The sequence below is a fragment of the Kineococcus gurbantunggutensis genome (assembly GCF_050871925.1).
Taxonomy (GTDB): domain Bacteria; phylum Actinomycetota; class Actinomycetes; order Actinomycetales; family Kineococcaceae; genus Kineococcus.
Genome location: NZ_JBJLSG010000140.1, coordinates 1 through 13406, shown reverse-complemented (window position 1 = coordinate 13406; position 13406 = coordinate 1). Strand labels below are relative to the sequence as shown.

At 79.8% G+C, this 13406-nt stretch carries 13 protein-coding genes; 3 read left to right on the top strand and 10 right to left on the bottom strand.

The window, feature by feature from the left end; translation table 11 throughout:
* The first annotated feature begins 136 nt into the window (after positions 1–136).
* Positions 137–910 (top strand): hypothetical protein, encoded by a 774-nt coding sequence (locus ACRYR7_RS19995; RefSeq protein WP_432573871.1) that lies wholly within the window; start codon positions 137–139, stop codon positions 908–910.
* 48 nt (positions 911–958) lie between these two features.
* Here ACRYR7_RS19995 and ACRYR7_RS19990 read toward each other — a convergent pair whose 3' ends face one another.
* From ACRYR7_RS19990 to ACRYR7_RS19980, 3 genes are read right to left on the bottom strand one after another with little or no spacing between them, the layout of a single operon-like run.
* On the bottom strand, positions 959–3163 hold the full coding sequence (locus ACRYR7_RS19990; protein WP_432573870.1) for a YhgE/Pip family protein: 2205 nt from the start codon (positions 3161–3163) through the stop codon (positions 959–961).
* A complete protein-coding gene (locus ACRYR7_RS19985; protein WP_432573869.1) occupies positions 3163–3882 on the bottom strand; it encodes an ABC transporter ATP-binding protein in 720 nt (239 codons plus the stop codon). The genes ACRYR7_RS19990 and ACRYR7_RS19985 overlap by 1 nt, the downstream gene beginning before the upstream one ends.
* Positions 3879–4538, bottom strand: a complete 660-nt coding sequence (locus ACRYR7_RS19980; protein ID WP_432573868.1) for a TetR/AcrR family transcriptional regulator — start codon at positions 4536–4538, stop codon at positions 3879–3881. Before ACRYR7_RS19980 ends, ACRYR7_RS19985 begins: the two co-directional genes overlap by 4 nt.
* A gap of 122 nt (positions 4539–4660) precedes the next feature.
* On the opposite strand from ACRYR7_RS19980, the gene ACRYR7_RS19975 reads away from it, so the two are divergent.
* The gene (locus tag ACRYR7_RS19975) at positions 4661–6679 is read left to right on the top strand and encodes a VanW family protein (protein WP_432573867.1); all 2019 of its coding nucleotides are present in this window, start codon (positions 4661–4663) and stop codon (positions 6677–6679) included.
* A gap of 13 nt (positions 6680–6692) precedes the next feature.
* On the opposite strand, the gene ACRYR7_RS19970 is transcribed toward ACRYR7_RS19975, so the two are convergent.
* The 7 genes from ACRYR7_RS19970 to ACRYR7_RS19940 all read right to left on the bottom strand — a co-directional run bounded on the left by ACRYR7_RS19970 (position 6693) and on the right by ACRYR7_RS19940 (position 12230).
* Positions 6693–7766 carry a PLP-dependent cysteine synthase family protein gene (locus ACRYR7_RS19970; RefSeq protein ID WP_432573866.1) on the bottom strand — a complete coding sequence of 358 codons (1074 nt, stop codon included), beginning with the start codon at positions 7764–7766 and terminating at the stop codon, positions 6693–6695.
* A gap of 9 nt (positions 7767–7775) precedes the next feature.
* Positions 7776–8090 (bottom strand): hypothetical protein, encoded by a 315-nt coding sequence (locus tag ACRYR7_RS19965; protein WP_432573865.1) that lies wholly within the window; start codon positions 8088–8090, stop codon positions 7776–7778.
* Between the two features lie 84 nt (positions 8091–8174).
* Positions 8175–9671, bottom strand: coding sequence for an LGFP repeat-containing protein (locus ACRYR7_RS19960; protein WP_432573864.1), 1497 nt, complete (start codon positions 9669–9671; stop codon positions 8175–8177).
* The gene (locus ACRYR7_RS19955; protein ID WP_432573863.1) at positions 9668–10150 is read right to left on the bottom strand and encodes a hypothetical protein; all 483 of its coding nucleotides are present in this window, start codon (positions 10148–10150) and stop codon (positions 9668–9670) included. Before ACRYR7_RS19955 ends, ACRYR7_RS19960 begins: the two co-directional genes overlap by 4 nt.
* Entirely contained in the window at positions 10147–10755 is a 609-nt protein-coding gene (locus tag ACRYR7_RS19950) for a hypothetical protein (protein ID WP_432573862.1), read from the bottom strand. The genes ACRYR7_RS19955 and ACRYR7_RS19950 overlap by 4 nt, the downstream gene beginning before the upstream one ends.
* A gap of 99 nt (positions 10756–10854) precedes the next feature.
* Positions 10855–11688 carry a hypothetical protein gene (locus ACRYR7_RS19945; RefSeq protein WP_432573861.1) on the bottom strand — a complete coding sequence of 278 codons (834 nt, stop codon included), beginning with the start codon at positions 11686–11688 and terminating at the stop codon, positions 10855–10857.
* A complete protein-coding gene (locus ACRYR7_RS19940) occupies positions 11685–12230 on the bottom strand; it encodes a MauE/DoxX family redox-associated membrane protein (protein WP_432573860.1) in 546 nt (181 codons plus the stop codon). The genes ACRYR7_RS19945 and ACRYR7_RS19940 overlap by 4 nt, the downstream gene beginning before the upstream one ends.
* A gap of 138 nt (positions 12231–12368) precedes the next feature.
* Between ACRYR7_RS19940 and ACRYR7_RS19935 the strand changes: the two genes are divergently transcribed.
* On the top strand, positions 12369–13271 hold the full coding sequence (locus ACRYR7_RS19935) for an alpha/beta hydrolase fold domain-containing protein (protein WP_432573859.1): 903 nt from the start codon (positions 12369–12371) through the stop codon (positions 13269–13271).
* Positions 13272–13406: the final 135 nt, after the last annotated feature.

The following is a 13406-nucleotide window of genomic DNA, read 5'->3' as shown; positions in this document are numbered from 1 at the left end:
CGACGGGCGCCGCCGCGCGGCGGCGCCCGTCGCGCGGCATCCTGCCCCTGACGGGAGGCCGCCCGGCGGGACCGGGCGGCGGGCCGGGGCGTCGAACCGACGGCGCACCGGGCGCAGCAGCCGGGAGGACGCGGTCGTGTCGGGAGCACCGTGGTGGGAGGGGTTCGCCGCCCCGCCCTCCGGCGAGCGCGCCCCCGCCCAGCACGCCCCGCCCGCGGCCCCCGCGGCCCCCGCCGCCCCTGCCGCCCCTGCCGGGGGAGCCACCGCCGCCGGTGCGCGCGCCCCGCGCGGGGTGCGCCCGCTGCAGGTGCTCGCCGCCGTCCTCACCCTCGTGCTGCTCGCCCTCGTGGCGCTGCTGGCGCTGCGCACCCTCGCCGGCCCCGCCGCCACCACGGCGGCGGGCACCGCCGGCGCGCCGACCGGTCCCCGGGCGCCCGCCGCCGCCCCCCTCGCGCAGCCCGGCACCGCCGCGGGCGCGCAGCCCGACGGCACCGCCGCCGACGACGCCGCCGCGCTGTCGCAGCTGCAGCGGCTGCGCGCGGCGGGCATGGCCACCCAGGCGCCCCGCGGGCAGTGGGTCGCGCAGCTGGCCGCCAAGAGCGTGGGCACCACCGACCCCGAGCAGACCGCCGCCAACGGCAGCAGCACCTTCTACGCCGCCGACATCCTCGACCAGTCCCGCCGGCTCGCCGCCGGCGTCGCCGGCCCCGACGTCTTCGTGCTGGCCAGCACCGACTTCGGCGACCGCGAGGTCGACGCGCGCGGCAACCCCTACTGGACGACCTTCGCCGCCGGGCCCTTCGCCGACGCCGACGACGTGCGCACCTGGTGCGACAGCGTCTTCGCCGCCACCCCCGCCCCACAGCGCTCCAACGTCTGCTTCCCCGAGCGGCTCACGCCGCCGTCCTGACGCCGTCCCGGCGCCGTCGTCCCGCCGCCGTCCCGGCGGCGCCGGGCCTCAGAGGCTGAGGCTGGGGTGCAGCTGCGCCACCGTCCACGTGCGCCGGCGGTGGCAGGCCAGCACCGTGACCGCCAGCGCCAGCGCGCCGAAGCCGGCCAGCACCGCCGCGTCCACCCACACCGGCCCGCCGGGCGCGCCGCTGATCAGGTGCCGCAGGCCGTCCGCGGCGTACGTCATCGGCAGGTACGGGTGGATGGCGGAGAAGAACGCCGGGGAGGTGCCCACCGGGTACGTGCCCCCGGCCGAGGTGAGCTGCAGCACCAGCAGCACCAGCGCGACCAGCCGGCCCACCCCGCCCAGCAGGGCGTTCAGGCACTGGTGCGCGGCGGTGAACACCACCGCCACCAGCGCGGTGAAGGCCACCGTCAGCAGCGGCGAGGGGGACTGCACGCCCACCGCCAGCAGCAGCACCGCCTGCAGCACCACCGCCTGCGGCACCCCCAGCGCCGCGCCCGGCAGCAGCCCGGCCAGCGCGGTGCGCAGCGAGCCGGCCGTGGAGGCCAGCGCCCGCGGCGAGACCGCCCGCAGCACCATGTACGTCACCATCCCGCCCACCCACAGCGAGACCGGCACGAACAGCGGGGCCAGCCCGTCGCTGTAGTGCGCGACCGCGTGCTCGCGCACCCGCTGCGCCTCCACGGGGGAGGCGACCACGCCGGCGCGCCGCTGCGCCTCGGCCGCGCCGTAGGCGGGCACCTCGTCCTGGCCCTCGCGCAGCTGGGCGCTCAGGGTGCCGGCGCCGTCGGCGAGCCGCCCGGTGCCGTCGGCGAGCTGCCCGGCGCCGGCGCGCGCCCGCGAGGCGCCGCCCACCAGGGCGCCGGCGCCGTCGTCCGCGGCGGCGGCGCCCTCGGCGAGCCGCTGCGCGCCGTCGGCGGCCGAGCGCGCGCCGGCCGCGAGCCGCCCGGTGCCGCCGGCGAGCTGCGCGGCGCCGTCGGCGGCCTCGGCCGCGCCGCCGGACAGGGCCGGGGCGGCGCCGGCCAGCGAGCGCGCGCCGCCGGCGACCGAGGCGGCGCCGGTGGAGACCGAGCGCGCGCCCTCGGCCAGCGCGTCCACCTGCGCGCGCACCTGCCGCGCGGCGGCGGCCAGGTCCTGCTCGGCCAGCGCGGCGCGCAGCTGCTCCAGGCGCTGCACGGCCGCGGCCAGCTCCGGGTCCTGCGGGTTCGCCGCGGCCAGCGCGCGGGCGCGCTCGAGCAGCCCGTCCAGGGCGGGGCCCAGGTCGCCGGCGGAGGCGGCGACCTCGCCGACGCGGTCGGCGGCCCGCGCGAGCTGCCCGGTGCCCTCGGCGACCTGCGCGGCCCCCGCGGAGACGGCCTCGGCGCCGTCGGCGAGCCGGTCGGTCTGCGCGGGCAGCGCCCCGGTGGCGGTGCGCAGCTGCTCCAGGCCGGCGCTGAGCGAGGCCGCGCCGGAGGCGGCGCCGTCGGCGCCGTCGGCGAGGCGGGCGGTGCCGCCGGCCAGGTCGGCCGCGCCCGCGCGCAGCGCGCCGGTGCCGTCGGCGAGCCGGGCCGCGCCGGTGCCCAGGTCGCCCAGGCCCACGACGAGCTCGCGGGCGCCGTCGTCGGCGCTGCGGGCGCCGTCGGCGAGCTGCCCGGCCCCGTCGGCGGCGCGCCCGATCGAGTCGTGGACCGAGCTGAACGCCACGTACACGTTCTCCAGGTAGTCCTCGGTCGCCGAGGAGGCCACCCGGGTGCGGATCGTGGTGGTCACGGTGTTGGCGACCTGGCCGAGGATGTAGTTCTCGGCGTCGTCGGTGGTGACGCTGATCCGGGCCCGCTGCGGGTCGTCCCCGCCGCCGGAGGCCAGCGCGGCGGAGAAGCCCTCGGGCACGCGCAGGACGGCGGCGTAGGTGCCGTCCTCCAGGCCCCGCCGCGCCTGCTCCTCCGAGGCGCTCTCCCACGCGAAGCCGGCGGCGGCGCCGGGCCCGGTGAGGGTCTCCACCAGGTCCGCGCCCGCGTCCAGGGTGCGCTGCGCGCCGTCGGCGCCGGTGACGGCGGCGGGCCGGTCGGCGTCCACGACGGCCGCGCGCAGGTCCCCCAGCCGCCCGACGGGGTCGTGGTTGGAGGACAGGTACAGCCCGCCGTAGACCAGCGGCACGACCACGACGGTGAGCAGCGCCAGGCGGGTGATGACGGCGCGGCGGAAGCGGGCCAGCTCCAGGCCGGGCAGGGAGAAGCGGGGCAGGCGGGCGCGGCGCGGGGCGGGCATCAGGCGTCCTGGAGGTCGAGGAGGAGGGTGTCGGCGTCGGCGCCGCGCGGCAGGTCGGGGTCGTCGGTGCAGGTGGCGACGACGGTCAGCGGCTCGGTGGAGGTGCGCCGCAGCACGGTCAGCGCCTCCCAGGCGCGGCGGCGGTCCTCCACGCGCCGCAGGGAGTCCACGTCGTCCACGAGCAGCACGGCGGGGCGCCCGACGAGGGCGAGCACGACGCCCAGGGCCATCCGCTCCAGCGGGTCCACGTCGCTGACGAACTCGCGCCGGTGCAGCGCGGGCACGGTCGCGCCAGCCCCGGCGGTCACGCCCAGGGCGTGCTCGACGCGGTCGAGCAGGTCCTCGACCTCGGCGCGGCTGGCCCACGGGCGCCACCACGGCCGGTGCAGCACGAGGCGCTCGGCCACGTGCTGCTCGACGGTGAGGGCGTCGTCGAGGTCGTTGACCCCGCGCACCTCGCCCAGGGCGGCCAGGCGGCGCACGGCGCGCGCCTGCGCGGGCAGGTCGTGGCCGAGGACCCGCAGGTCCCCGCCGGTGGGGCGCATCCGCCCCGCCAGGGTCAGCAGCAGCGAGGTCTTGCCGCTGCCGGTGCCGCCGCGCACGACGAGCGTGGAGCCCACGGGCAGCTCGACGTCCACGCCGGAGAAGACCTCGCGCCCGCCCCCGCGCAGGGACAGGTCCCGCGCGCGCACGGCGAGCTCGACGTGCCGGCCGCTCACCGGGCACCGCCGGGCGCCTGCAGGGGGGCGGAGAACGCCTCGACGACGGCGGTGACCAGCCGCACCTCGAAGGCGCGCCCGGCCCCGGCGCCGGGGTCGGCCCCCGGCGCGCTGGCGCCCTCGTGGGCGGCCAGGACGGCGCGGGCCAGGTCCGCGGTGCCGGTGGTGGCGCCCCGGCCGGCGCGGGCCAGGCCCTGGGCCAGCAGCGGCTCCAGCCGCTCCAGCAGCTGCCCGCGCGCGGTGGTGAGCACCTGCGCGGCGGCGGGGTTGCGCAGCGCCTGCGCGGAGAACTCCGCGCGCACCGCGAGCCACTGGCGGTCCACCGGCAGCAGCTCCAGCACGCGGGCGACGAGCCCAGGCACCCCGGCGGGGTCCTCGGCGCCGGCGAGGCGCTCCTGCACGTGCTCCAGCACGCGCCCGGCCTGCTGGGCGAACAGGGCCGCCACGACGTCGTCCATGCTCTGGAAGTTGGAGTAGAAGGCGCCGCGGGTGAAGCCGGCGCGCTCGCACACGCCCTCGACGCTGCTGCGGGCCAGGCCCTGCTCGGCGAGCAGCTCCAGGGCGGCGGAGAGCAGGCGGGCGCGGGTCTGCTCGCGGCGGCGCGTGGTGCGGGGCCCGGCGGGGCGGGCGGCCCCCGGGGCGGGGTCGGCGGTCACGCTCCCAGCGTAGCCCCGTTCGATGCGATGTGTATCCGATGCGGTGTGGATCGCGGATCGTCGGCCCGATCTGCCCGGTCGCGCGCCGGGGGCTGCTTAGGGTGTGCGCGGGGTCGCGCGGCGTGGGCCGCGCGGAGCGAGCGGGGGACGAGCACGTGCACGAGCGGGTGGACCGGCCGGCGGAGCAGGACGCGGCGCGCGGCCGCGCCGGCGGGGGACGCGGGGGCCCCCGGGCGCGCACGAAGCTGCTCGTCGGCCTCGGCGCCGGCGCCGCCGTCCTGGCCGGCGGCTACCTCGCCACCGCCCTCGCCCTCGGCGGGCAGGCCCCGCGCGGCACCACCGTCCTGGGCGCCGACGTCGGCGGCCTGGACCGCGCCGGCGTCGAGCGCGCCCTGGCCGGCCCCGCCGCCGACGTGCGGGCCCGGCCCGTGGCCGTGCGCGTCACCGGCCCCGCCGGCGACGTCGACGGGTCCCTCGACCCCGCCGCCGCCGGCCTGGCCGTCGACGTGCCCGCCACCGCTGAGGCCCTCACCGGCCCGGCGTGGAGCCCGGCCGACCTGTGGCGCCACGTCGCCGGCGGCGGGGACGAGCGCCCCGTCACCGCCGTGGACCGCGCCGCCCTGCGCGCGGGGCTGCAGCCGCTGGCCCAGCAGGTGGAGCGGCCCGCCGTCGAGGGCGCCGTCGCCTTCGAGGTGCGCCCCGGCGACCCCGCCGCCGTCGAGCCCGTGCCCACCGAGCCCGCGCCCGGCCGCAGCCTGGACGCCGGGCGCACCGCCGACGCCGTGGCCGCCGCCTGGCCCGCCGCCGCCCCCGTGCAGGTCCCCGCGCGCGTGCTGGAGCCGGTCCTGGACGCCGACGAGGTCGCCGCCGCCGTGCGCGACGTGGCTCGGCCCGCCGTCGCCGGCGACCTCGTCGTCGCCGGCGGCGGGCGCGAGGTGCGCCTGGCCCCGGCCGCGTTCGCGCCCGCGCTGTCGGTGCGCGCCGTGGACGGCGGGGCCCGCCTGGTCGCCGACGGCGCCGCGCTGGAGACCGCCGTGCTCGCCGTCGACCCCGCCTTCGAGACCGCCCCGCAGGACGCCCGCATCGAGGTCGCCGACGCGCGCCCGTCCGTGGTGCCCGCCGTCGAGGGCACCGACGTGGAGCCCGGGGCGCTGGCCGGCGCCGTCACCGCCGCCCTCACCGCCCCGGCCGCGACCGCCCCGCCCAGCACCCCGCCGGGCACCCCGCCCGCGAGCGCGTCCCCGGGCACCGCGCCGGGCGCCCCCGCGGGCGCCCCGGCGGGCCAGGCCCCCTCCCGGCGCGCCGAGGTGCCGCTGGCGGTGGCGGCCCCCGCCGTGAGCACGCAGGACCTGCAGTCGCTGGGGATCGTGGAGCAGATCTCCACCTTCACCACGAACCTCACCGCCGACAGCGCCCGCACCCGCAACATCCGCATCGCCTCCGCCGCCGTGGACGGCACCCTGCTGCGCCCGGGCGAGGAGTTCTCCCTCAACGACACCGTCGGCCAGCGCACCGCCGCCCGCGGCTACAGCCGCGCCCCCGTCATCTCCGGCGGCCGCCTCGTCGACGACTACGGCGGGGGCGTCTCGCAGCTGTCCACCACCCTGTTCAACGCGGTGTTCTTCGCCGGCCTGGACGAGATCGAGCACAAGCCGCACTCGTTCTACATCTCCCGCTACCCCGAGGGGCGCGAGGCGACGATCGACTGGCGCAGCATCGACAACCGGTTCCGCAACGACTCCGGCCACGGCGTCTACATCACCGCCGGCATCAGCGGGAACCAGCTCACCGTGTCGATGTACGGCACCAGGCGCTGGGACGTGCGCGCCGAGAAGAGCGGGCGCTACAACACCCGCGCCCCGCGCACGATCTACGACACCGGCTCGGACTGCTCGCCGCAGTCGGCGAACACCGGCTTCGACGTCACCGTCACGCGCGTCATGACGCCGGTGGGCGGCGGGCCCGAGCAGCGCGAGAGCTGGGAGACGACCTACAACGCGCAGAACCGGATCGTGTGCGGCCCGGACCCTGCCACGGTGCGCCCGCGCCCCTCGCCCAGCCCCTCGGCGAGCGCGCCGGCACCGGCCCCCGCGCCGTCGGCCCCCGCCCCGGCCCCGCCGGCCCCCGCGCCCGCGGGGTAGCGGAGCGCGCCGCTCAGCCGGCGTCGCCGAACAGCGGTTCCAGCACCGCGCGCGCCGCGGCCACGTCCCAGCCGCGGGCGCCGACCCACGCGTCGGAGTAGTACGTGTCCAGGTAGCGCGAGCCGTCGTCGCAGACGAGGGTGACGACGCTGCCGGGCCGGCCCGCGCGGCGCAGCTCGTCCACCAGGCGCAGCGCCAGCGCCAGGTTCGTGCCGGTGGAGGCGCCCGCCCGCACGCCGGTGCGCTCGTGCAGCAGCCGCACCGCCGCCACCGACTCCGCGTCGGGCACCGTGACCACCAGGTCGATCACCCCCGGCACGAACGACGGCTCCACCCGCGGCCGGCCGATGCCCTCGATCGAGGAGCCCGCCGCGGTCACCTCCCGCGAGCCGGTGCGCCACGCCTCGGCGAACGCCGAGCCCTCCGGGTCCGCCACGGCCAGGCGGGTGCGCCGGCGCGTGTGGCGGCAGTAGCGCCCCACGGTGGCGCTGGTGCCGCCGGTGCCGGCGCCCACGACGATCCACTCCGGCTCGGGGTTCTCCTCCAGCGCCATCTGCTCGAAGATCGAGCAGGCGATGTTGTTGTTGCCGCGCCAGTCGGTGACGGTGGAGGCGGTCGTGAACTGGTCCAGGTAGTGCCAGCCGGGCTGCGCGCCCAGCCGCTCGGCGACCTCGTACACCTCGCCCGGGTGCTCCACCAGGTGCAGCCGGCCGCCGTGGCGGCGGATCAGGTCCAGCTTCGCCGGGGCCGTCGAGCGCGGCACGACGGCCACGAAGCCCAGGCCCAGCATCCGCGCGAAGTACGCCTCGGAGACCGCCGTGGAGCCGCTGGAGGCCTCCACGAGCGTGGTGCCGGGGCCGATGTCGCCGTTGACGAGGCCGAAGAGGAACAGCGAGCGCGCCAGGCGGTGCTTGAGGGAGCCGGTGGGGTGGGTGGACTCGTCCTTGAGGTAGAGCTGCACGCCCCACGCGGCGGGCAGCGGCAGCACCCGCAGGTGGGTGTCGGCGCTGCGGTTGCCGTCGGCCTCCACCAGCCGCACCGCCCGGTGCACCCACGCCCGGGCGCGGTCCACCCGCTCGCCGTCCACCGGTGCCCCTCAGTCGTCGGCGGGCACGGGCCACAGGTCGAGCTCGACGCGGATGCCCGGCAGGGCCCGGTCCAGCTCCTCGCGCAGGCGCTCGCCCTCGGAGGCGTAGCGCGCGCACGAGCCCGGGGAGTCCCACGCGCACAGGTCCGCGGGGTGGTGCTCGTCGAAGAACGCCTGCCAGCGCAGCAGGCCCGTGCGCAGGGACTCGGTGAGCCCGAGGTGGTCCAGGTGCGTGGGGGAGAGCACGAACGCGCCCACGTCCGCCGGCGCCCAGACGGGCGTGGGCGCCTCGTAGTCGCTCATCAGCCGCAACCGGTCGAACACGCACACGAGGGTAAGACCTGCGCGCGGGTGCCCCCCACCGCGCGGCGCGCACCCGGGCGCGCGCAGCGCGAGCGCCGGGGGGGCTCAGCGCGGCTCGAACGTCACCTGCCCGGTGGACACCCGCAGCACCGCGTCGGCGCGCTCGAAGCGCTGGCGCACCCGGTCCGGGCCGTCCTCGCGGGCGTCGCCCGCCGGCAGCCCCAGCGGCCCGCTCTCCCAGCCGCTGCGCGCCCACGCCTCGCGCACAGGGCCGGTGACCGCGTGCGCGCCGGTGGCGCGCGACCAGTACACCGAGCCGCGCTCGAAGTGGTTGTAGCGCGCCCGCCCGTCCGGCGTCGCCAGCTCGCCCGTCGTGGGCAGCCCCAGCGGCCCGGCCTCCCAGCCCGTGCGCGCCCACGCCTCGCGGACCTCCCCGAGGACCTCGTGGGCCCCGGTCTCGCGCGACCAGTACACCGAGCCGCGCTCGAAGCGGCTGAAGCGCGCGCGCCCGTCGGGGGTGGTCAGCTCGTCGCTGACCGGGTAGCCCAGCGGGCCGGCCTCCCAGCCCGTGCGCTCCCAGACCCCGCGCACCGCCCCGTGCACCTCCCACGAGCCGGTGGCCGGCGACCAGTACACCGAGCCGCGCTCGAAGTGGCTGAAGCGCCCGCGCCCGTCGGGGGTGGCGCGCTCGTCGGTGACCGGGAAGCCCAGCGGCCCGGCCTCCCAGCCGCTGCGCGCGTACGCGTCGCGCACCGCGCCGTGCACCTCGCGCGCGCCGGTGGCCGCCGACCAGTACAGCGAGCCGCCCTCGAAGTGCTGGTACACCCCGCGGTCGCCGGGCGTGCGCAGCTCCGGGGTGCGCGGCTCGCCGAGGAACCCGCCCTGCCCGCCCAGGGCGGTGTAGCGGCTGCCGATCGCGGTGCAGTCCTCCAGCGCGGGCGCGCCGTGGCGACCGGTGCGCTGGTCCGTCGCGCTCGTCGTGGTGCAGCTCCACGCCGGGATCCGCCACGGCGGCGTGCACGTGACCACCCGGCACCACACCGGGCCGGTGCAGCGCACGTCCTGGGTGCACTGCCCGTACCGGAACCGGTTGCAGCACACCTTGCGCTGGTCGCACTGCCCGGCCGGGCCGCACCCGCACGAGCACGAGGTGCAGCTCTCCGCGCAGAACGTGCTGCGCCCGCTGCACCCGCACGAGCAGTAGCTGTGGCAGTCCACGTAGTACCGGGCGCCGCCGCAGCAGAACCCCGACCCGTCGGACTTCCACCACCCGCCCACCAGGCTGCCCGGCGGGCACCGGTTCACCCCGCCGTTGATCGTGGCGCAGAACACCGTGTAGCCCGAGGAGCAGGTGGAGTCCACCCCGCACACCGCCGCGTACGCGGTGCCCGGCCGCGTCAGGTACCCCCACGGGCCCACCGCCAGCGCCGAGCCCACCACCGCCGTGCGCGCCAGGAACCCGCGCCGGCTCGAGCGCGCCGCCAGCGCCCCCGCCAGCCGGTCCACCAGCGCCCCCAGCCGGCCCGGGGAGGCGCCCGGGACCGCCGCGGCCCCCTCACCGCGCCCGCCGTCGGCCTCGCGCACCCGCTCCAGCACCGTCACGACTCCACCCCCGCCTCGACCACCAGCGTCGCCAGCACCGCGCCCAGCCGGGGCAGCAGCTCCACCCGGCGGGCGTGGCTGCCCAGCACCACGTACAGGCAGAACGCCCGCCCGGCGTGCTGGAAGAACCACTGCGCCCCGGACTGCCCGGCGATCGTGCGCTGCAGCTGCTCGGGGGCGAAGTCCGCCGAGCTCGGCCGCGGCAGCCCCCGGGTGGCGAACAGCGCCGTCGAGCACGCCGCCGGGTCGTGCTCGAACAGCGAGACGAACAGGTCGGTGGGGCCCAGCAGGCCCGTCACCCCGCCGCCGAAGTCGCCGCGCACCGCCGGCAGCGGCACCGTCGCCGCGTGCAGCACCGGGCGCACCCGCGCCCCCGGCGCGTGCTCCTCCCCGCTGCGCCGGGTGATGCGCACCTCCCACCCGGCCGGGGCGTCCACCCCCACCCCGTGCGCCAGCACCTGCACGTCGGCCCCCTTCAACCCGTGACCAGCGCCGCGGCCTGCGCCGCGGCGGCGAGCGAGACGGCCGCCGAGGTGGCGGCCGCCGCGGTGCGCGCCAGCGGCGCGCGCCGTTCCAGCGCCCGGTGCGCCGACGTCAGCCGCTGCGGCGTCGTCACGCCCCGCAGCGCCAGCACCGGCAGCGCCCGCACCACCCCGAACACCAGGCCCACGGCCGCGCCCGCGAGCGGGCCGCCGCCCAGCACCGCCAGGGCCAGCGCGGCGTGCAGCAGCGGGGAGGTGACGATCGTGACGACCCCCACGCCGAGCTGGGCGCCGTAGCCGACCCCGTACACCCAGCCGCGGTAGCGGTGCAGCCAGTCCTCGTCGACCTGGCGGCGCCACGTCGGCAGCGCCGGCAGCCGGCCGGTCTCCACCGCCACCGCCACCGCCGCGAACACCGCCAGCAGCGCCGTGGCCGCCGCGGCCGCCGCGCGGTGCTCCAGCGGCAGCAGCGCGCCCAGCAGCCCCAGCAGGGTGCCCAGCGCCAGGCCGCCCGCGGCGGACCCGGTGAGGTAGGCCGCCACCGTCACCGGCCAGCGGCTCGCGCGCCCCCGCTCGCCCAGCGGGGTGATGCTCGAGAGCATCGACTCGCCTCAAGGCGACCACGTCGAGCGCAGCGCGGCGACCGCCGCGGTGGGCAGCCCCACCACCAGCGCCCACGCCGTCGGGTCCACGCCCCCGCCTCAGCCCTGCGCCCGCGGGGGCTCGGCGAGCTCCTCGGCGGTCAGGTCCAGGCTGGGGTGGCCGGGGGTGATGCCCGCGGCCAGCAGCTCCCGGTCCGCGCGCGCCTCGCGGTGCGGGCCGTCGCCGGCGTCCCCGCCGCGCTCGTGGTCGTGCCCGTGCCCGTCGTGGTCGCCGTGGTCGTGCCGGTGGGCGCCGGTGCGGGCCAGCGCGCGGTCGCCGGTGGCCTCGCCCACCAGGCGCTGCACCTGCTCCCACGCGGTGGCGCTGCCCTCGCCGCTGACGCGGCCCGTGGTGCCGTCGACGAGCGCGAAGTACGGCGAGCCGGGCACCTCGTAGGCCTCCCACGCCTGCGTGGACATCACCACGTCCAGGCCCTCGGCGGCCAGCGCCCGCACCGCCGTGGCGCTCTCGCGCTCGACGCCCTGCGTCACCACGACCAGCCGCGTGCCCGCCGACAGCCCCGCGCCGGCCGGGTCGCGGAAGCGGTCCCAGAACCCCCGGCAGGTCAGGCAGCCGCTGGACAGGAACGCCAGCAGCGTGTCCGGCCCCGCGCCCACGGACACCTGCACGCCGTCGCCGTCCGGGGTGGCGCCGCTGACGGCCGCGGCCGCCGCGCCGGTGACCCCCGCCGGGCCCACCACGCCCGGGCCCACCCCGAACGGCACGTCCACCGGGCCCGCCGCGCGCGGGGCGGTGTCCTCCCGGCCCGCGCCCAGCGCGTGCAGCGAGCGCAGGATCTCCGCGTGGCTGCGCAGCAGGCCCGCCACGAGCAGCCCCAGCAGGGCCACGGCCACGGCCAGGGCGACGACGACGGCGGTCAGCACGGTGGTCACGACGCGCTCCGGGGGGTCGCAGGGGCCGGGTGCAGCGCGGCCGCCAGGCGCGGCAGCGCGGTCAGGGACAGCAGCGCCAGCCACGCCACCAGCGCGCCCAGGCCCGCCGCGGCCAGCGCGGGCAGCGCACCGGCCCCGGCCAGGGCGTCCAGGCCCGTGGCGCCGCCGCCCGCGGCGGTGCCGGCGCCGGCCGCGGCCAGCGCCGCGGTGACGGCGACGTGGGTGCGCGTGGGCGGCAGGTCCAGCTCGCCGAAGCAGCCGCACGAGCTCAGCGGCGCGTCGCGCACCAGGGCGAGCACGACGAAGGCGGTGAACGCGGCGTAGGCGGCGGCCACCGCCCACGCCGTGCCGGGCAGGCCCGCCAGCGCGGCCGCGGCCAGCACCACCTCGCCCGCCCCCAGCAGGCGCACCAGGGCCCGCGAGGAGGGCAGCCGCTGCGCGCGCAGGGCGCGCGCCGTCCCGTCCGGTCGCCGCAGCTTCGCGACGCCGGCGACGAGCAGGAGGAGGCTGCCCGCGAGGTGCGGGAGCAGCAGCGTGGCCACGTGGACACGTTGGGTGGTTCCCGGTGCCCGGGTCAAGCGGTTCGACCAAGGCGGGCCCGGTCCCGCCGGGACCACCCGGTGCGCCGGCGCCCGTCTACTACGGTCCACCCGACCGCCCGTCGACGTGTGGAGGGACCCGTGCAGGACGCCGCGCAGGACTTCGAGGAGCAGACCGGGGCCCCGGTGGACCCGCCGGCCCCGCCGGCCGCGGGGGAGCCGGGGTCGGTGGCCGACCGCACCGCGCCGGGCCCGCACGGGCCGGTGGACGTGCGCGTGTACGTGCCCGACGGCGCGCCGGCCTCGGCGTTCGTGTGGGCGCACGGCGGCGGCTTCGCCGTCGGCGACCTCGACATGCCCGAGTCCCACGCGGTCGCCGGCGCCCTGCAGCGCGCCGGGCACCTCGTCGTGGCCGTCGGGTACCGCCTGGCCGCCGAGGGCACCCGCTGGCCGGTGCCCTCCGACGACGTGCTCGCCGCCTGGCGGTGGGGCAGGGACCTGGCCGCCGCCGCCGGCGTGGACGCGGCCCGCACCTTCCTCGGCGGCGCCAGCGCCGGCGGCAACCTCGCCGCCGGCGCGGTGCTGCGCCTGCTCGAGGCCGGCGAGGCCCCGCCCGCGGGCGTGGTGCTGGCCTACCCGACGCTGCACGCGGTGCCGCCCGCCGCCTCGCCCGCCGCGGTGCGCGCGCTGGGCACCCTGCCGCCGGGCGAGGAGCGCTGGGAGCCGCCGGCCGTGCGCGCGATGTACGCCGGCTACGTCGGCGCCGACCCCGACGGCGCGCCCGCCGCCGTGACGCCGGGTACCGCCCCGCTGGAGGGCTTCCCGCCGGTGCTGGTCCTGGTCAGCGAGGCCGACGGGCTGCGCGGCTCGGCGGAGGACTTCGCCGCCCGCCTGGTGGGCGCCGGGGTGCCGGTGACGTGCGTGCTCGAGCGCGGCACCCGCCACGGGCACCTCAACCGCGACGAGCAGGGCGCGCGCGCGAGCCTGCGCCGCATCGACACCTGGCTGCGCGCCGCCCCCGCCCTCGCCGGCCCCGCCGTCTGAGCCCCGCCGCCCCTGCGCCCCCTCGCCACCTCCCGCCGGGGGGGGGGGGGGGGGGGGGGGGGGGGGGGGGGGGGGGGGGGGGGGGGGGGGGGGGGGGGGGGGGGGGGGGGGGGGGGGGGGGGGGGGGGGTGGGGG